We start from the raw sequence: 16,361 nt of genomic DNA on the forward strand, positions 1-16,361 counted from the left end.
GCGGAGATGAGGACCAACGGATGCCTGGAGGTCGTGGGGGTGGGGATGGGCCGGGGGGATGTCTCCGAGGAGGCGCTCGGGTTGATCCGTGAGGCCGCGATCCTGGCGGGCGGGACGCGGCTCCTCGGATTTTTCCCGTGGTCCGGCGCCGAGAGGATCCCCATCCTGGACCCGCTCTCCGATGTGATCTCCCGATTGTGGGCGGGCCTCGAGGCCGGTCGGAAGGTGGTCGTACTGGCTGGAGGGGACCCCCTGTTTTTCGGGATCGGCCGGAGGCTGATCCAGGAATTCGGGCCGGGGGCCGTGCGGTTTCACCCGAATGTCACGGCCCTTCAGGCCGCGGCGGCCAGGATGGCCATCCCCTGGGAAAGGATCGTGGTGGTGAGCCTCCACGGACGGCGGGACCTCTGGCCGCTCTACCGGGCTGTAGCCGGGAATGCGACCGTCGCCGTCTATACGGATCCCCGGTTCGGTCCGGCGCGGATCGCCTCGGAACTGATCGATCGGGGTGCCACGGGACTGGAGATGCAGGTCTTCGAGGACCTTGGCGGGCCGGAGGAGCGGGTCCGATGTCTGACGCTCGAGGAGGCGGCGCGAAGAAGGTTTCACCCGCTCAATTGCCTTTTTCTCCACCGGCGCATCGCGCCCCTGGCGGCTCTTCACCTCGGGATGCCGGACGATGCCTATCGCCCCGAGAACGGCCTGATCACCAAACGGGAGATCCGCGCGGCAGCGCTTGCCCTGCTCGAGATCCTTCCGGGTCACACGGTGTGGGATCTTGGGGCGGGGTGCGGCTCTGTGGCCTTGGAGGCCGCGCTGCTGGCCTTCGAAGGGCGGGTCTACGCCGTCGAAAAGGCGCCGGAGCGGGCGGCGCTTATCCGGGAGAATATCCGGCGGACCGGCGCGCTCGGGGTGGAAGTGCGCTCGGGGGTGATGCCCGGCTGCCTGGCAGAACTCCCGGACCCGGACCGGATTTTCCTGGGCGGAGGCATCGGCCGGGGCGACGAGGTCCTCGAGGCTGCGTGCGCGAGGCTCGCACCGGGCGGCCGTCTGGTGGCGCCCCTCGTCCTTCTGGGATCGCTGATGCGGGCAAAGGCCTGGATGGAGTCCGCCGGTTGGCCATATTCGGTGACCGCAGTCCAGGCGTCCCGTTCCGTACCGCTCGCCGAGGATAAACGCCTGGAGGCTCTGAACCCGGTTTTCCTGCTGACGGCGGAAAAACCGGGAGGCGCGGGCGGGTTGAAAGAAGAAGGCGCCTGCCGGGGCGCGAAGGAGGTCCCATGACGGAGGGCGGATCAGCCAAGGTCTATTTTATCGGCGCGGGTCCGGGCGACCCGGAGCTCATCACGGTCAAGGGGGCGCGGCTGATCCGGGAAGCGGGGCTGGTCCTCTACGCGGGCTCCCTGGTGCCGGAGGAGGTTATAGCCTGTGCGTCGAAAGAGGCGAAGGTCCTCGATTCGGCGTCCATGACCCTCGAAGAGACCCACGCGGCGTTGGTGTCCGCGGTCCGGGGCGGCGTTTCGGTGGCCCGCGTGCACACCGGCGATCCGGCGCTCTACGGTGCGGTACGGGAACAGGCGGCCCTTCTCGAACGGGACGGCATTGCATATGAGATGGTGCCGGGTGTGTCGGTGGCTTTTGCCGCGGCGGCCGCCGCACGGGTCTCCTTCACGCTCCCGGAAAAGGCCCAGTCGCTGATTCTGACCCGGCTCGGCGGTCGGACCCTGGTGCCGGAGGCCGAGCAGCTGAGGGATCTGGCCCGCCACCAGACCTCCATGGCCGTCTACCTTTCGGCCGCTCAGGGCGAAAGGGTCGCCCGGGAGTTGCTGGAAGGGGGCTACTCCCCCGAGACGCCGGTGATCGTGTGCCACCGGGTGGGATGGCCCGATGAAAGGCTCATCCGCACCCGGCTCTCCGAACTGCCCGAAGCCGTCGGGGCCGCCGGCATCCATCGCCAGGCCATCTTTCTGGTGCTCCCGGGCCAGGAGGAAACGGCCTGCGCCTCGCGGCTCTACGCGGAGGATTTCAAGCACGGGTTCAGGCCGTGAAGACCACGGCCGTCTATGCACTGACCCCTGCCGGCGCCCGGCTCGGCGCCCGGATTGCGCTGTCCCTCGACGGGGACCTGTTTCTGCCCCGGCGGCTCGCGCCCCGGCACGGGGCGGAGGCCTTCGAGAGCCTCCGCGAGGCGGTCGATCAGCGATTCAACGGGTACCGGCGGCATGTCTTCGTGGCGGCGGTGGGGATCGTGGTGCGGGTGATCACGCCGCACCTGTCGCACAAACTGCGGGATCCGGCCGTGGTGGCGCTGGACCAGGGGGGGCGGTACGTGGTGAGCGTCCTCTCGGGTCATGTAGGCGGCGCGAACGATCTGGCGCGGCAGGTCGCGGGTCTTACCGGAGGTGAGCCCGTCATCACGACGGCCACCGACACCGCGGGTGTCCCGGCCATCGATCGCCTGGCTTGTCAAAGGGGATGCGCGATCCAGAACCCGGCTGCGATCAAACAGGTCAACATGGCTCTTCTCGAAGGGGAACCGATCCAGGCATGGGATCCCGAGGGCCGCCTGGACCAGGCATGGACCTGGGGGCCGGGTTCTACGCCTGAGCGGGTGAAGGACCGGACGTCGCTCCAGCGCGGGCGGCCGGGCGTCTGTGTGACGTGGGGGGGCTGTGCGCCGCCGGATCCGGAATGCCATCTGGTGCTGCACCCTCGCTGCCTCGTGGTGGGCGTCGGCTGCAACCGGGGGACGCCGGCGGCGGAGGTCCGGGGGCTGATCGAAGCGGTGTTCACGAGGCACGGGCTGTCCCTGCAGGCCGTCAAGTGCCTCGCGACGATCGAGGCCAAAAGGGACGAAGCGGGCATTCTCCAGGCGGCTGCCGGGCTGGCGGTGCCGGTCGAGCTGGTCGGTCCCGATGTCCTCAGAGGCGTGGACGCGCCCCACCCGTCGGAGGTGGTGGCGCGGTGTATGGGGGTGCCAAGCGTATGCGAAGCGTCGGCGATAGCGGTCTCCCGCGGGGGGCAAATCCTGGTGGGCAAGACCAAAGGACGGAACGTGACGGTGGCCGTCGCCCTGGAAGCCTCCGGGTGGTGAGCCTCGGACCGGGAGACCCGCGCTACCTGGCTCCTGAGAGCCTGGCGGCGCTGGAGTCGGCGGAGGTCGTTGTGGGATACAGGACCTACCTGGCGCTGGTGGCGCCGGAGGTCCTGGCCGGCAAGACCATCGTATCGACCGGGATGCGGGGCGAAGTGGAGCGCTGCGAAGCAGCCATCGAGGCGGCCCGATCGGGGAAAGCGACCGTGCTCGTGAGCAGCGGGGATGCCGGGGTCTATGGGATGGCCGGTCTCGTCCTGGAAGTGCTGGAAGACCGGGATCCAACGGGGGAGGTCGAGGTGGAGATCGTGCCCGGAATCCCGGCCGTCTGCGCCGCCGCCGCCCTTCTGGGCGCGCCCTTGATGCACGATTTCGCCGTTATCAGTCTGAGCGACCTGCTGACACCCTGGGAGTCGATCCTTCGGAGGGTCCGGGCGGCGGCGGAGGCGGATTTTGTGATCGCGCTCTACAATCCGCGCTCGAGGAAACGCGACTGGCAGCTCGAGGCCGTGCGGGAGGTCATCTCCTGTGTCCGTTCGAGGTGCACGCCCGTGGGAATCGTTAGGAACGCCATGCGGGACGGGCAGACGGTGGAGGTGACGGATCTGGCCCGGCTCGACCCCTCCCGAACGGATATGCTCAGCATCCTTCTGGTCGGGAATTCTTCCACCCGGATCATCGGGGGGAGGATGGTGACGCCGCGGGGGTATTTCGACAAATACCGCCGGCGGCCCGCGAAAATAATCGATGGAAACGGGTCTCCGCTCCCTGCGTAACGTCGCGGCGGCCTTTTTCTGCATGCTGAAACGCCCGAGGTGGATGATGAGCACATGGGTGAAACCAGAGATTCAGAGGCAGAGGGGGATCCTGTACGGTGTCGGGGTCGGGCCTGGAGAGCCGGACCTGATGACCGTCAAGGCGGTGCGGATCCTGAACTCGGTGGGGGCGGTCTTCGCCGCCGCCTCGCGGGGTGACCGGGAATCCCTCGCGACGCGAATCGCCGCGCCCCATCTCAAGGCGGGGGTTTCGGTGACGCGTCTTACCTTTCCCATGACGTTTTCCGCCGACAAGCGGGCGGCTTCCTGGGAGGAGAACGCCCGTCAGGTGCTGGATGCGCTGGATGCCGGCAAGGACGCCGCTTTTCTCACCCTCGGCGACCCGCTGATCTACAGCACCTTCGGTTATCTCATGCGCACCATCCGGGCTATGGTTCCGGAAGCGGAGATACGCGTGATCCCCGGAGTGACATCTTATCAGGCGGCTGCCGCGCGCGTGGGGCGCGTCCTCGTGGAAGGGGAGGAGACCCTCACGGTTTTCTCGGGCGTCGGTGATCCTGAGGACCTGCGCCGGAGGCTCGCGCAGGCCGAGAGCTGTGTCATCCTGAAGGTCTACCGGAATTGCGGGCGTATCCTGGAGACCCTCGATCACTTGGACCTGAGGCCGTCTTCCGTCCTCGTCTCCCGTTGCGGGCTCGATGGCGAGGTGGTGGTTGAAGACCTCAGGGATATGCCCCAGGGCACCCCTCACTACCTTTCACTGCTGCTGGTGCGCAAGGACGCCGGAAGAGATGCCTCGGATCGTTCTTCGGAGACGCACGAGTCTGCCGGGGCGGGTTCTTTTTGAACGTAGGGGACCGGATTGAGAAAGGCCGCGGAATCTTGAATGGAATATAATGCATTGAAGGCCGATGGGTGTATGCACGGACTCTCTTTTCAGCATCGCCCGCCTCGAAAGCCGCAGGAACACGCGGCATCCTGCGCCGCCCACCGACGACGGTGGAGGGTGGTCCTGGCCGCGATAGGTGTGGTTGTCCTCGGGAACGCGGCGGTTGTCTGGGCCGAGGACAACCATGCCGGCGGTTCGGCGGTTGTCTTGGAGGCCGTCACTGTCACGGCAAAGAGGCTCGAAGACTATGTTAAAAATCATCCCCAGCAGGTGGAGACCCTCTCCCGGGAGGAGATTGGCGAGGGGAACCTTCGGAATCTCGAAGAGGCCCTGAATACGATGGCCGGGGTGGAAATCAGCCATTCGGCCGGCTTGGGGGCGAGGATCTCGATCCGCGGCTCCGGCAAGGCCGGCGGGGTGCTCGTCCTCCTGAACGGGAGGCCGCTGAACACCAGCCAATACGGCGGCGTCGATCTTGCGGGCATCCCGATCGAAACCGTCCAGTCCATCAGTGTCTTCAAACCGCCGGTGCCTGTCTGGCTTGGGCCGGGTGCCGCCAACGGGGCCATCCACATCGTCACGTATGATGGGTGCGGCCGCGGAACAGTCGATGATGAGGTGCCTGGCAGCCTGAAGCTCTCAGCGGGGTCCTATGGTCTGGCCGAGGGAACCCTGAGCGGCGGCGCACCCCTTGCCGGAGGCAACGCGATGCTGACGGCGGGCGGCATTCATCGGGACGGGAAGCGCACGAACAGCGACATGGACAGAGGGACGGTGAGCCTACACTGGGACCATTCGACCGCGGAAGCTCTGCAATTCAATCTGAACGGGCGGTACTACCTCTTGGAGCAGGGCACCCCCGGTCCCACGGACAACCCGACCCCGGATGCGCGGCAGCGCTACGCGAAAGGTTCTTTCGATCTCGAGATGAAGGGGTTTGCCGGTGAATCGGGCGATTTTTCCCTCAAGGCATACACGGACGATGTCGATTCGCGCGATACCGCTCAATCCGGGTCTGTCTCGGATCTGGAGGAACTGAAGCTCGGTCTGAAGGGGGATACCACCTGGTCGGATGAGGGCGGGATTTGTACCCTCCGTTTGGGGGGCCTCGTCGAGCGGAATGACGTGGCCCACACCCTTTCAGGGGACCACCACCGGGTTTTGGGCGGCGCGCATGCGCATTGGGAGCGGGATTTCGGGAGCGTGACCGCCGCCGTGGGTGCGAGGGGGGACCACAGTACGGATTTTGGGTTCAACCCGGGCGGCTCCTGCGGTCTGGGATTTCAGCTTACGGAAAAGGGTCTTGTCAAGGCGAATGCCGGGTATACCGTGACCCTTCCGACATTTGGCCAGCTTTACCAGCCGAGCCACGGTTCGATCGACCAGGTAAGGGGCAATCCGGACCTGGATGAGGAGCAGTGCGTTTCCTATGATCTGGGTTTCGACTACTCATTCCGGAAAGGCCGGTTTCTGAAGGCGGCGCTTTTCAGGGATGAGACCCGTAATGCCATCGTCTATGAACGCGGGCCGGATCGCATCTACCGGCCGGTGAATGTGGACCGGGCCTGGCGTCAGGGGATGGAGGTGGCAGGCGCCTTCGGTTTAGACAACGGCCTCGGCATCGAGGTGAGTTATATCCTGCAGGATTCCCGAAATGAAAAGGCGGGCGTCGAACTGCCCTATACACCCAGGCACAAGGTCAGGGCCGGCTTCACCTATACCGTCGAGGGGTGGGACACGCGTCTCGAGGGGATTGTTCGCTATGTCGCCGAACAATACAGCTCGGCGCAGGCCCTCGATACCCAACGGGTCAAGGCCTATGCCACAGCCGATCTGAAAGTTCTCCAGCCCTTTACCATGAAAAAGTTGGCCTGTGAGTGGTATCTCAACGTCGAAAACCTATTCGATCGAGACTATGAGGTTCATTACGGCTATCCCGATGACGGATTCCGTGTGGTGAGCGGCGTCAACCTGAACTTTTGAGAAACGGCCCCATAAGATCTCGCTTCTCGAATCGACAGGGCTGAACCGGAATGGGACTGTTGTAGGCCCTGCCTTTTTGTTGGGTTCTTCAAGAATCCCCTTTGTACGCAGGTATGGAGACAGGCTATGAGGAGCGGTTTTTTCCATCGGCTCTATTTCAGCCGGTCTGCCAGCGCCCAGCCGATCATGGCGAGACATTCCATGTCGAGATACCTTTCCGCCCGCCTTTCGAAGAGGAGCGTGCACTGGGCGGGGAAATCCTCGTCCCTGTCGTTGAAAAGCAGCAGGAGAGGGACCTTGGGGAGGGCGTCGAACCTCAAAGCGAGGTCGCTCGCAACGCCGATGTCAACAGGATGTCCGGCGAGATTTCTCGCTGCATCTTCCAGCTCCCTGAGACGGCCGGCGAAAAGCCGGGCGATCGGATCTTCCGCATTGGTCCTGAACCCGATGACAAAAGGCGCGGCGTCCTTGAAATCCTTATAGGTGACCCAATCCGAACCGGCCGGGTCGTCCTGAGGACAAAGCAGGAGATACTTGCAGAGGATGACGCTGACGAGATGGGGCGGTCTATGCCCTTGCTCGTCGGTGACGCCTTCGGATGAGACGTGGTACACGCTCCCGAAAAAGGGTATGCGGATCTTGCCTTCCGCTGCATCGATGCCGAGCCTCTTTTTTGCCTTTTCCAGATCGATAGACGAGACGTCGGCCAGGTACGTGCGATAGATCTTGTCAAAAATATCGGATTCTGCCATGGTTGCCCTTCTTCTCAGCACGCGGGAATGAACTGCTCTGAACCGCTTCAGGTGACGGTCCGCAATATTCAAGGCCGGGGTTGATTTCATCTGAATGGTCTATTGCGTAATAATAGACATTCTTCGGAGGGTGTCCAGCGTTTCGGATCTGCTTCAATGCTTTTTACAGCGCGCGTTTAAATCCCGGTCCGTAAGAGGGCTCGAAGTTTGGGACGACCCGAAGCCCGCTGCCCCCACAGCCGCCTAAAAACGCCGGGACAGATGATCTATGAAGCTGTTTCCTTGCAGGAAGGTTCAGTGAAGAGGAGTGTTATGGGCAAGGATTTGACAGGGACGGAGGTGACCCGCTATGGCCGGCAGGTGATGATGCCGGAGATCGGCCGTGAAGGTCAGGAGCGTCTTTCGCGCTGCCGCGTGTTGATCGGCGGGGTCGGGGGGTTGGGTTCGATCCTCGCTTATCAGATGGCGGCCTGCGGGGTGGGTTCGCTTCGGATCGTGGACCGCGACTGTGTGGAAATGAGCAATCTGAACCGGCAGTTGATCCATACGACGTCTGACATTGGCAGGCCCAAAGTACGTTCGGCTGAAGAGAAGCTCCGTGCGCTCAATCCCCACTGCCGGATCGAACCGATTCAGGCGGAGATTCACGACGAAAGCGCATCGATGCTGGCGGAGGGGTGTGACCTCATCCTGGACGGCACGGACAACCTCGCGGCCCGCAAGGCGCTGAACCGGGCCGCAGTGCGGGCGGGGGTGCCTTTTGTCTACGGCGGAGTGGAGGGCTTCGGCGGCATGCTCTCGAGTTTCCTCCCCGGACAGGGCCCGTGTCTCGAGTGTCTCTTTCCCACGGATGACCGGCCGAACGGACGAACGATCGGGGTCCTGGGGGCGGTTCCCGGGGTGATCGGATCCCTCCAGAGCATCGAGGCGGTCAAGATTCTGCTGGGGCTCGACGGGATTTTGAAGGAAAGGCTCCTGATCTTCAACGGCAGGAATCTGTCGTTCAAGGAGATCAAAATCGCCCGGAATCCGGCCTGCCCGGTCTGCGCAGGGCGTGCACCGGCGGGAGGCGACCCACCCTGAGGCCTGCGCGCTCATTTTGGTGGGAGGTATGCCGGGACCGATCCGAATATTTGCACGCTATGACAAACAGTTCCGGATCGACACTTCGTGGCGGGCTGCGGCGCGACCCTTCGGGATTGCGCCGTTTGCATTCGGGACCGGTTTCCAGAGGCTGCTTCTCCGGAAACGGCGGGGAGATGTTTCAGGTGATTTTTCGGGTTTGAAAATCTATATAGAAATATTAGAATATAACAATATGGTTCGGGCGGGTTTCATCTGCGGTCTCCGGCCCATCCGCATTTCGAATGAAAAGGGGCTCAGACATGAAGATCACCGTGAACGGGATGACGGAGCAGCTTCCCAGAGCGCTCAGCATCCTGCAACTGATTGAATATTTCAAGGAGGGGGACAAGCACCTCATCGTGGAGCACAACGGCCGGTTCGTCTACCCGCAGGATTATGAGCGCACACGCGTGGGGGACGGAGACCGGATCGAGTTCATCAACCCGAATTTCGGCGGCTGAAAAGAGGGCCGGGGATCAGAGGTGCTCCCGGGTCTTCAGGAAGGTTGCCTCGGGCCAGCGCTCGGCCACGAATTTGATTTCCCACTCACCCTCGGCCAGTAATGTCAGGTTTCCTCCCGTATCCAGTGCCAGCTGCGCCCGGTTTGCCTTTTCAAAGGCCTTGAGCTGCACCCTATCAGGACAAATGACCCAGCGGGCGGTGTTGTAGCCGATTGGCTCGTAGGCGGCGTCCACGCCGTACTCGGCCTTGAGGCGCGCGACCGTGACCTCGAACTGCAGCGCTCCGACCGCGCCCAGGATGAAATCGTTTCCATCCAGGGGGCGGAATACCTGCACGGCACCCTCCTCGGCCAGTTGGGTCAGCCCCTTCTGAAGCTGCTTGGCCTTGAGCGGGGACTTCAGGCGCACGCGCCGGAAGTGCTCGGGGGCGAAATTCGGGATGCCGGTGTACTGAAGGGGCTCCCTTTCGGAGAAGGTGTCGCCGATCTTGATTGTTCCGTGATTGTGGATGCCAATGATGTCCCCGGGCCAGGCCTCCTCGACCAGGGCGCGGTCCTGGGCCATGAAGATGATCGGGTTGGCGATCGGGATGTCTTTGCCGATCCGATGGTGGCGCACACGCATCCCGCGCTCGAAGCGGCCGGAGCAGACGCGCAGGAAGGCCAGCCGGTCGCGGTGGGCTGGGTCCATGTTGGCCTGGATTTTGAAAACAAAACCGGAAAACGCCTCTTCGTCGGGATGGACGGTGCGTGTGGTCGTCTGGCGCGGGAGGGGCGCGGGTGCGATCTCCACAAAGGCGTCGAGCATCTCGCGCACGCCGAAATTGTTGATGGCACTGCCGAAGAAGACCGGCGTCTGGCTGCCCTTGAGGTATTCTTCCAGGTCGAAGGGGTCGGCGGCCCCCTCCAGGAGGGCTACGTCTTCACGGAGTTCTTCGGCCTGTCCGCCCAGGATGTCGTCGAGGATCGGGTCGCTCAGGTCGCGGATAGTGAGGATATCGCCGGAGATTCTCTCCTCGCCGGGTTTGAAGAGGTTCAGTTCTTTGCGGTAGAGGTTGTAGGTCCCCTTGAAACGCTTGCCCATGCCGATTGGCCAGGAGAGCGGGGTGCATTCTATCTGAAGGTTTTCTTCGATATCGGCCAGGATGTCGAGCGGCGCCATTCCCTGGCGGTCGAGCTTGTTGATGAAGGTCAGGATCGGGGTGTTGCGCATCCGGCAGACCTCCATCAGTTTGCGGGTCTGCGTCTCGACCCCCTTGGCGCTGTCGATGACCATGACGGCGCTGTCCACGGCGGTGAGCACCCGGTAGGTGTCCTCTGAAAAATCCTGGTGTCCGGGCGTATCGAGCAGGTTGATCTCGTAATCGCGGTAATTGAATTTCATGACGGAGCTCGTCACCGAGATGCCGCGCTCCTGTTCAATGGCCATCCAGTCGCTGGTAGCGTGCCGGCTGGCCTTGCGGGCCTTGACCGCCCCGGCCATATTGATCGCGCCCCCAAACAGCAGCAGTTTCTCAGTCAAGGTGGTTTTACCGGCATCCGGGTGGCTGATGATGCCGAAGGTACGGCGACGTTCGATCTCCGTATGGAGAAGGGAGCTTCTCGGTACCCGATGAGCGGCGGCAGTTGAATTCATTTGACTGTCCCTGATTATGTAAGATGTTGATATTTCGAGCAGGAATTAGCGAAACAAGAAAATCGCCCAGAGAAGATCACTTTTCCCGGGGATCTCCAGTTGGACCGGTGTCCTCAGAAAAGGATCAAGGCGGCGTTTGAAAGGAGAAAGATGCGTTGGGAAACATGCAGGGCACCCAATTCAAGCATTGATATGTGAACTTCAAAACACTACAATTTAAGGTATATTGGATACGTTGTCAACTGTTATAATAGTGTCCAGCCGGAAATGATTATCCAGCGCGATCCGGTTTTAAACCCGGAAATGAGAATTTTTTCTTCACACGCCTCGCGCCGGGTCCCGTTTGCCGATATCAAGGAAATCCAGCGTTTGCGCTGAGGCGGTCTGGTGGTCGCTGCACAGGCAAACCTGCAGATTGACGCCGAGATTGGCCAAAAAGGCCATTTCCGGATTGGAAACGCATTAGAAAAGAGGGTGAGGGATGATAAAGGTCAGAATAAAATCGTTTTATGCGGTGGGATCCACTGAAAAGCTTCAGGCGGCCCTCGGCGGAGGTGATGAACTGGTTTTGGATGTGGCTCCCGGGAGCACCATCGGTGAACTGCTCCAGGCCATCCCCGGCATTGGGGACCCTGCGGAATTCGAAGACATCATGCTCCATGTCTTTATCGACGGGCGGGTGCAAGGTTTCGATCATGTGCTCCAGCCGGGGGAGGTTTTGGATATCCACATCCCGGTTTCGGGGGGATAGGGTCCGGACGCGCTTCATGACGAGATTTGGCATAGAACCGGGTGGAAGAAGGTTGTCAGATGCTGCTCGATCCAGTATGGTCCTCCATGCAATGAATATTTCATCGTCTAATCTCATCTTCGTCAGGATTTAGAAGCGTTTGGACAAATACCTCGAAATAGGGTACTGGTCGTCGGTCGCCTCGAGCGGGTGGGCTTGGATCCTCGATCACGTGTTTACGCTGCAGACCTTGATGGAAGCGGCCGCGATCACGATCCTGATCCCGATAGCCTTCCTCATTGCCAGGCCGGTCAAAAAGCGCCTCGAACGCCGAGCGGCAACCCCGGATGGACAGGAGGGCTTCTTTGAGAGGCTTCTGTCGGCCTTCGCCCATATCGCCCCTTTTCTCGCCGGTATTCTCATCCTGTACGCGGCGCGTGCGGCTTTCCTTGCCTATGGCCTGACGGGCGCTTTCCTGAGTCTTGTAGCGCGACTTCTCACAGCCTGGGTCATGATCCGCTTTAGCGCGTCCATTCTGGGAGGCGCCAGGTGGGGGCGCTTCATCGCCATGGCAGCCTGGACGCTGGCGGCGCTACATATCCTCAATCTGCTTGGACCTGCCATGGTCCTCCTCGACCGGATCGGCGTCGATCTCGGCGGCATCCGGATCTCGGTCCTGCTGGTGATCAAGGGGATGATCGTCCTCACGATCCTGCTGCGGCTGGCCCTTGGAGCTGCGGGGGTGTTCGAGAAGCGGATCCACACCTTCCAGGATCTGACGCCGTCGGTTCAGGTTCTGCTCAGCAAGGCGCTGAAAGTGACCCTGCTCGTGATTGCGGTGGCGGTCGCCTTCGGCAGCCTCGGCATCAACCTTTCGGCCTTCGCGTTCATCGGCGGCGCTGTGGGTGTCGGCATCGGATTCGGCCTCCAAAAGGTGGTCAGCAACCTGATCAGCGGGATCATCCTCCTGTTGGACAAATCGATCAAGCCGGGCGACGTCATCGAAGTCGGGGACAGCTACGGCCGGATCAAGTCCCTTGGGGCCCGCTATGTATCGGTCCTCACCCGGGACGGCTTCGAATTTCTGATCCCCAACGAAGATTTGATCACCCACCAGGTCATCAACTGGTCCTTTTCAAACAATCTGGTCCGGCTGAAGATCGGGGTGGGCGTATCCTATGACGCGGATATCCATCAGGCCATGGATCTGATGGTGGCCGCGGCCAATGATATCCCGCGCGTGCTTGCAAAGCCGGCGCCTTCCTGCCGGCTCATGGGCTTCGGCGACAGCTCGGTGGACCTCGAACTGCGCGCCTGGATCAACGATCCCGCCAACGGTGTGGCCAACGTCAGCAGTGACCTGCGTTTGGCGGTCTGGGACACCTTCAAGGCGCACAATATCGAGATCCCCTTCCCGCAGCGCGATGTGCACATCAAGGAGGCGCCGTTCCATGTGCACCCCCTTCCTACCGCATAAGGTTCGATAGGCGCCCGGGAGTTGCCCGGATCGGGCCTTTCAGCAGCCCGTGACTGAACCGCTCCCCGCCGTCCGGACCACCGGGCGGCGTTTTGCGCTTCTCCGATCGTCAACGCGGCCGACGTCGGGCCTACTCCCCTGTATTATGGAAGTGGTCGTGCGGTTCCTTCAGATGGTCGGGATGGCCGTGATCATAGGGGCCACGGTTGCGAACCTGCTTAGTGCCTGACCTTTCAGGCCTCTGCGGGCGTGTCGATGCCAAGGTCCCGGTGAATCCGTTTCATCCATTCGGGGACCTTGGGGTCTTTGGCGCCGTGGGAAGGCTCTACAAAAGGTTTGATGTCGATGATGGGGCTGCCGTCGACGGCCTCCAACCCTTTCACTCTCAGGATATTGCCATCGCGCTCCAGCAGCGGGACCACCGATACCAGGATCGGATTCGGCCTTGCCGGGCTGCACGTGGAAAAGATGCCCCTCAAAGGCAGGTCTTTGCGGCCCATGGGATGGACTTTTCTAAGCCGTCGCTTCGATGGGTCGATCAGGTGCGGCCAGTAAAGCACCATGACGTGGGAAAAATCCTCGATGCCTTCGAGAAGTTCCGCAAAATCGGGATGAATGACGAGTTCGCAGATGCCGTCTTCTACCTTTTCGTGGTATTCGCGCATCGCCTCATTTTTCTCCTGCAGTTCGAGGTCTCCATCGCCGGCCGCAAGCATGGGCGACGTGATGCCGCTGCGCACGACACCGACGGGGCTGAGACGCATCTCCGGCCAAGGGGCATCCGGTTTATGATTCATGGATCTTCTCCTTGCGATTTGTTCGAAAAAGGTGTTGTGATGGGTGGATAGAGAAACAGCACTCATTCATTAGTCTCAAGATGGGCGCCGTGTGATTCGACTGCCTTTTGCACATCCATTTTAGATCTTATGGTTCGATCCCTCAACCGTCTTCTTGTGCAATGATTCGATGAATCGCAGCGGTTCAAGGGATGCGGGGTTGGAAGGCAGGCCGGTAGGTTGACTTGGCATTTCAAGATTGTATAGGGTCGGGAAGTCAAAGAAACGACCTGCGAAGGGTGAGAGCCATGGAAAATCATCAGAAAATCGTTGCCGATCTTACCGTGCGGTTCCGGGATGTCGATGCCATGGGTCATGTGAACAATGCCGTTTTCTTGACCTATTTCGAGGAAGGACGAAGTGCCTTCCTTGCCCGCGTGCTGGAAATCGTGGATCCGTCCGAGTACCCGTTCATCCTGGCGCGTATCAGCTGCGATTACCTCAGGCCCGTGGTGTTGGGGGACCGGATCGCCATCCAGGTCTGGATCGGTCGGGTCGGGAAGAAGAGCTTCGTCTTCAAATACCTGATCGTGAACCATGGCGATCCCGATACGATCTACGCGTCAGGTGAATCGACGATGGTCCTTTTCGATTACAAGGAAAACAGGACGGTTCCCATCAGTCCAGCCTTTCTCGGAAAGGTGCGGGAATACTGCGAGGAGCTATAAACGCACGTCGAGCTGTTTCGATGTCCCTGCCAGCCCCTTTCTGCATAAGGTGATGGAGAAGTCCCGCGAGCAGATCCTCCAGAACTATCGCGAGGCGATCCGTCCCCCGATTTGAGCCTTGGAAACAACTCCAGCGCTTCCGCTAATGTCACATAAACCACCGCCCATCGCCTGGTAGAAAGCTACAGTGTTGACCAGACGTTTGGCCTGGCCTTCTGTAAGATCGATTTCGGTCTGAAGACGTTGTTGTTGTGCGATAAGCAGATCGTAATAGCTGGTTGCTCCAAGCCTATACCGACGCTGTGTTGACTCTAAAGACTTTTCAGAAGCGAAATCAGCGGCAGAAAGAGCCTCCAGCCTTTTTGAATCATTCTCCAATGCCCGCAACACATCAGCTACGTTGCGAAGAGCTTCCAGAACAACGGACTGGTAGTTTGCCGCAGCCGCATCGAAGGCGGCAAGAGCCGCTCTCTTTTCCGCGGGCAAACCTGGATTGAACAGGGGTTGTGTCAGTTGCCCTACCAAACTCCAAACAGCAGAACCACCGCCGAACAACGCCCCGGTCGTGAGTGCCTGCGATCCAAGATCGGCGCTAAGGTTGAGTTGGGGATATAGTTTCGATATTGCAACCCCGTATTCTGCATTAGAGGCATGCAGCAACGCTTCAGCCCCGAGAATATCCGGCCTTGCATGCACCAGTTCAGAGGGGATTAACAACGGCAACTCAGGCGGCAGGGTGAAATCCTCCAAGGTAAACGACAGTAGCAGGCTCTCTCCTGGAGATTTACCCACAAGAACAGCTAAAAAATGTTTGTTTTGTTGAAGTTCATAACGTAACAGCGGTAGTTTGGCGCGCGTTTGTTCCAACTGTGTTTGTAAAGCTAACGCATCGTCTGGTTCTCCATGACCAAGCCGAATGCGTTCAAGGGTTAATTCCAGTTGGTTTTCCTGCGACTTTAAGATGTTTTCTATAATCTCAGTCTGCCTTTTCAGCCTAGCCTGATTAACGGCTGTTGTTACAATATTTGCCACCAATGTCAAACGAGCACCTTCTAATTGAAATTGCTGATAATCGCTCCTGGCAGCCAGAGTTTCCAGCGCCCTACGATTACCTCCGGCCAGGTCAAATGTATATCGAACACCTACGCCAGCGTTGTAGAGACTGAATTCCCGTGCTTCTCCGGTCTGTCCTAATGTTTCAGGATTGAAGCGTTGACGCTGACCACCCAAGTTACCCTCTATTTGTGGATAAAGTGTCGAGCCAGCCCTCGCCGCAAAAAGTTCCTTCGCCTGGCGCAAAGTAGCCTTTGCAGCCATCAGGGTTGGATTACGTTCCAGGGCTTCGCGGATGAGCATATCCAGTTTTTCGGCATTCATCACCCGCCACCAATATTTCGTTAGACGTTCTCCTTTAATAATGTTTTGTGGATTACCCAGCATGGTGGGGGAGGTAACTAAATTTGTGGTCAGTGGCATGAAAGTGTAGTCCGCCACATTCGGAGGAACAGGAGGTTGGAAATCCGGTCCTGCTGCACATCCTGTTAGTAAAATGGCATAAACACCAATCAATGTATAACTGGCCATTTTATTTCTATTCATAAAAATGCTCCTTGAAGGTTTTTCTAACATTATGGTGAGAGCTGAGGCAACTATTCTGGAGTGTTGCGAATTTTTCTATCGCGCCTTTTTTATTTTGTTTCATGGCGATTCCTTTTAATTTTTTTGCGGTTTGATGTGTCTAATTATCAAAACTTCTAAATTTACTCACACTGTAACCTACAAAACTCAAAATGCGCATCTTCTTAGCTATCGGCGGCTGTGGATGGTTGGCAATCTGCGTAGAAGCATTTCGCCATCTGTGCCCAGTCCACCCAGTAAATGGTATCAGTTACTATCAGCGTATTATTATTCAATGCCTCCATGATCGCGTGCAGA

16 protein-coding genes are annotated in these 16,361 nt (G+C 60.0%); 11 read left to right on the top strand and 5 right to left on the bottom strand.

Going from position 1 to position 16,361, the window contains the following annotated elements; genetic code table 11:
• The first annotated feature begins 6 nt into the window (after positions 1–6).
• The 6 genes from cbiE to ACZ500_RS21975 are packed head-to-tail and all read left to right on the top strand — an operon-like array spanning position 7 to position 6,742.
• Positions 7–1,284, top strand: coding sequence for a precorrin-6y C5,15-methyltransferase (decarboxylating) subunit CbiE (gene cbiE / locus ACZ500_RS21950; RefSeq protein ID WP_464229558.1), 1,278 nt, complete (start codon positions 7–9; stop codon positions 1,282–1,284).
• The gene (cobM, locus tag ACZ500_RS21955) at positions 1,281–2,048 is read left to right on the top strand and encodes a precorrin-4 C(11)-methyltransferase (RefSeq protein ID WP_464229559.1); all 768 of its coding nucleotides are present in this window, start codon (positions 1,281–1,283) and stop codon (positions 2,046–2,048) included. Before cbiE ends, cobM begins: the two co-directional genes overlap by 4 nt.
• Positions 2,045–3,094, top strand: coding sequence for a cobalt-precorrin 5A hydrolase (locus ACZ500_RS21960; protein WP_464229560.1), 1,050 nt, complete (start codon positions 2,045–2,047; stop codon positions 3,092–3,094). The genes cobM and ACZ500_RS21960 overlap by 4 nt, the downstream gene beginning before the upstream one ends.
• Positions 2,986–3,870: a precorrin-3B C(17)-methyltransferase gene (gene cobJ / locus ACZ500_RS21965; protein ID WP_464229561.1), complete on the top strand. Its 885-nt coding sequence runs from the start codon at positions 2,986–2,988 to the stop codon at positions 3,868–3,870. Before ACZ500_RS21960 ends, cobJ begins: the two co-directional genes overlap by 109 nt.
• Positions 3,842–4,717 (top strand): precorrin-2 C(20)-methyltransferase, encoded by an 876-nt coding sequence (cobI, locus tag ACZ500_RS21970; protein ID WP_464229562.1) that lies wholly within the window; start codon positions 3,842–3,844, stop codon positions 4,715–4,717. Before cobJ ends, cobI begins: the two co-directional genes overlap by 29 nt.
• Positions 4,718–4,756: 39 nt before the next feature.
• Positions 4,757–6,742, top strand: a complete 1,986-nt coding sequence (locus ACZ500_RS21975) for a TonB-dependent receptor plug domain-containing protein (protein ID WP_464229563.1) — start codon at positions 4,757–4,759, stop codon at positions 6,740–6,742.
• A 152-nt stretch (positions 6,743–6,894) separates the two neighbouring features.
• On the opposite strand, the gene ACZ500_RS21980 is transcribed toward ACZ500_RS21975, so the two are convergent.
• On the bottom strand, positions 6,895–7,494 hold the full coding sequence (locus ACZ500_RS21980) for a DUF3786 domain-containing protein (RefSeq protein WP_464229564.1): 600 nt from the start codon (positions 7,492–7,494) through the stop codon (positions 6,895–6,897).
• Between the two features lie 312 nt (positions 7,495–7,806).
• Here ACZ500_RS21980 and ACZ500_RS21985 point away from each other — a divergent pair, with 312 nt between their 5' ends.
• Both ACZ500_RS21985 and thiS read left to right on the top strand, forming a co-directional pair.
• A complete protein-coding gene (locus tag ACZ500_RS21985; RefSeq protein WP_464229565.1) occupies positions 7,807–8,577 on the top strand; it encodes a HesA/MoeB/ThiF family protein in 771 nt (256 codons plus the stop codon).
• A 284-nt stretch (positions 8,578–8,861) separates the two neighbouring features.
• On the top strand, positions 8,862–9,080 hold the full coding sequence (gene thiS, locus ACZ500_RS21990; protein ID WP_464229566.1) for a sulfur carrier protein ThiS: 219 nt from the start codon (positions 8,862–8,864) through the stop codon (positions 9,078–9,080).
• A gap of 15 nt (positions 9,081–9,095) precedes the next feature.
• On the opposite strand, the gene ACZ500_RS21995 is transcribed toward thiS, so the two are convergent.
• Together ACZ500_RS21995 and ACZ500_RS22000 are read right to left on the bottom strand one after the other, a co-directional pair.
• On the bottom strand, positions 9,096–10,715 hold the full coding sequence (locus tag ACZ500_RS21995; protein WP_464229567.1) for a peptide chain release factor 3: 1,620 nt from the start codon (positions 10,713–10,715) through the stop codon (positions 9,096–9,098).
• A gap of 318 nt (positions 10,716–11,033) precedes the next feature.
• On the bottom strand, positions 11,034–11,159 hold the full coding sequence (locus ACZ500_RS22000) for a hypothetical protein (protein WP_464229568.1): 126 nt from the start codon (positions 11,157–11,159) through the stop codon (positions 11,034–11,036).
• A 37-nt stretch (positions 11,160–11,196) separates the two neighbouring features.
• Between ACZ500_RS22000 and ACZ500_RS22005 the strand changes: the two genes are divergently transcribed.
• Positions 11,197–11,466 (top strand): MoaD/ThiS family protein, encoded by a 270-nt coding sequence (locus ACZ500_RS22005; protein WP_464229569.1) that lies wholly within the window; start codon positions 11,197–11,199, stop codon positions 11,464–11,466.
• A gap of 139 nt (positions 11,467–11,605) precedes the next feature.
• The gene (locus ACZ500_RS22010; RefSeq protein WP_464229570.1) at positions 11,606–12,922 is read left to right on the top strand and encodes a mechanosensitive ion channel family protein; all 1,317 of its coding nucleotides are present in this window, start codon (positions 11,606–11,608) and stop codon (positions 12,920–12,922) included.
• A gap of 233 nt (positions 12,923–13,155) precedes the next feature.
• On the opposite strand, the gene tsaA is transcribed toward ACZ500_RS22010, so the two are convergent.
• Complete coding sequence (gene tsaA / locus ACZ500_RS22015; RefSeq protein WP_464229571.1) at positions 13,156–13,719, bottom strand: tRNA (N6-threonylcarbamoyladenosine(37)-N6)-methyltransferase TrmO; 564 nt, start codon at positions 13,717–13,719, stop codon at positions 13,156–13,158.
• Positions 13,720–14,006: 287 nt separating this feature from the next.
• Here tsaA and ACZ500_RS22020 point away from each other — a divergent pair, with 287 nt between their 5' ends.
• Entirely contained in the window at positions 14,007–14,426 is a 420-nt protein-coding gene (locus ACZ500_RS22020; RefSeq protein ID WP_464229572.1) for an acyl-CoA thioesterase, read from the top strand.
• A gap of 84 nt (positions 14,427–14,510) precedes the next feature.
• Here ACZ500_RS22020 and ACZ500_RS22025 read toward each other — a convergent pair whose 3' ends face one another.
• On the bottom strand, positions 14,511–16,025 hold the full coding sequence (locus tag ACZ500_RS22025) for an efflux transporter outer membrane subunit (protein WP_464229573.1): 1,515 nt from the start codon (positions 16,023–16,025) through the stop codon (positions 14,511–14,513).
• Positions 16,026–16,361 lie beyond the last annotated feature (336 nt).

It is taken from the genome of Desulfatiglans parachlorophenolica (assembly GCF_055394735.1).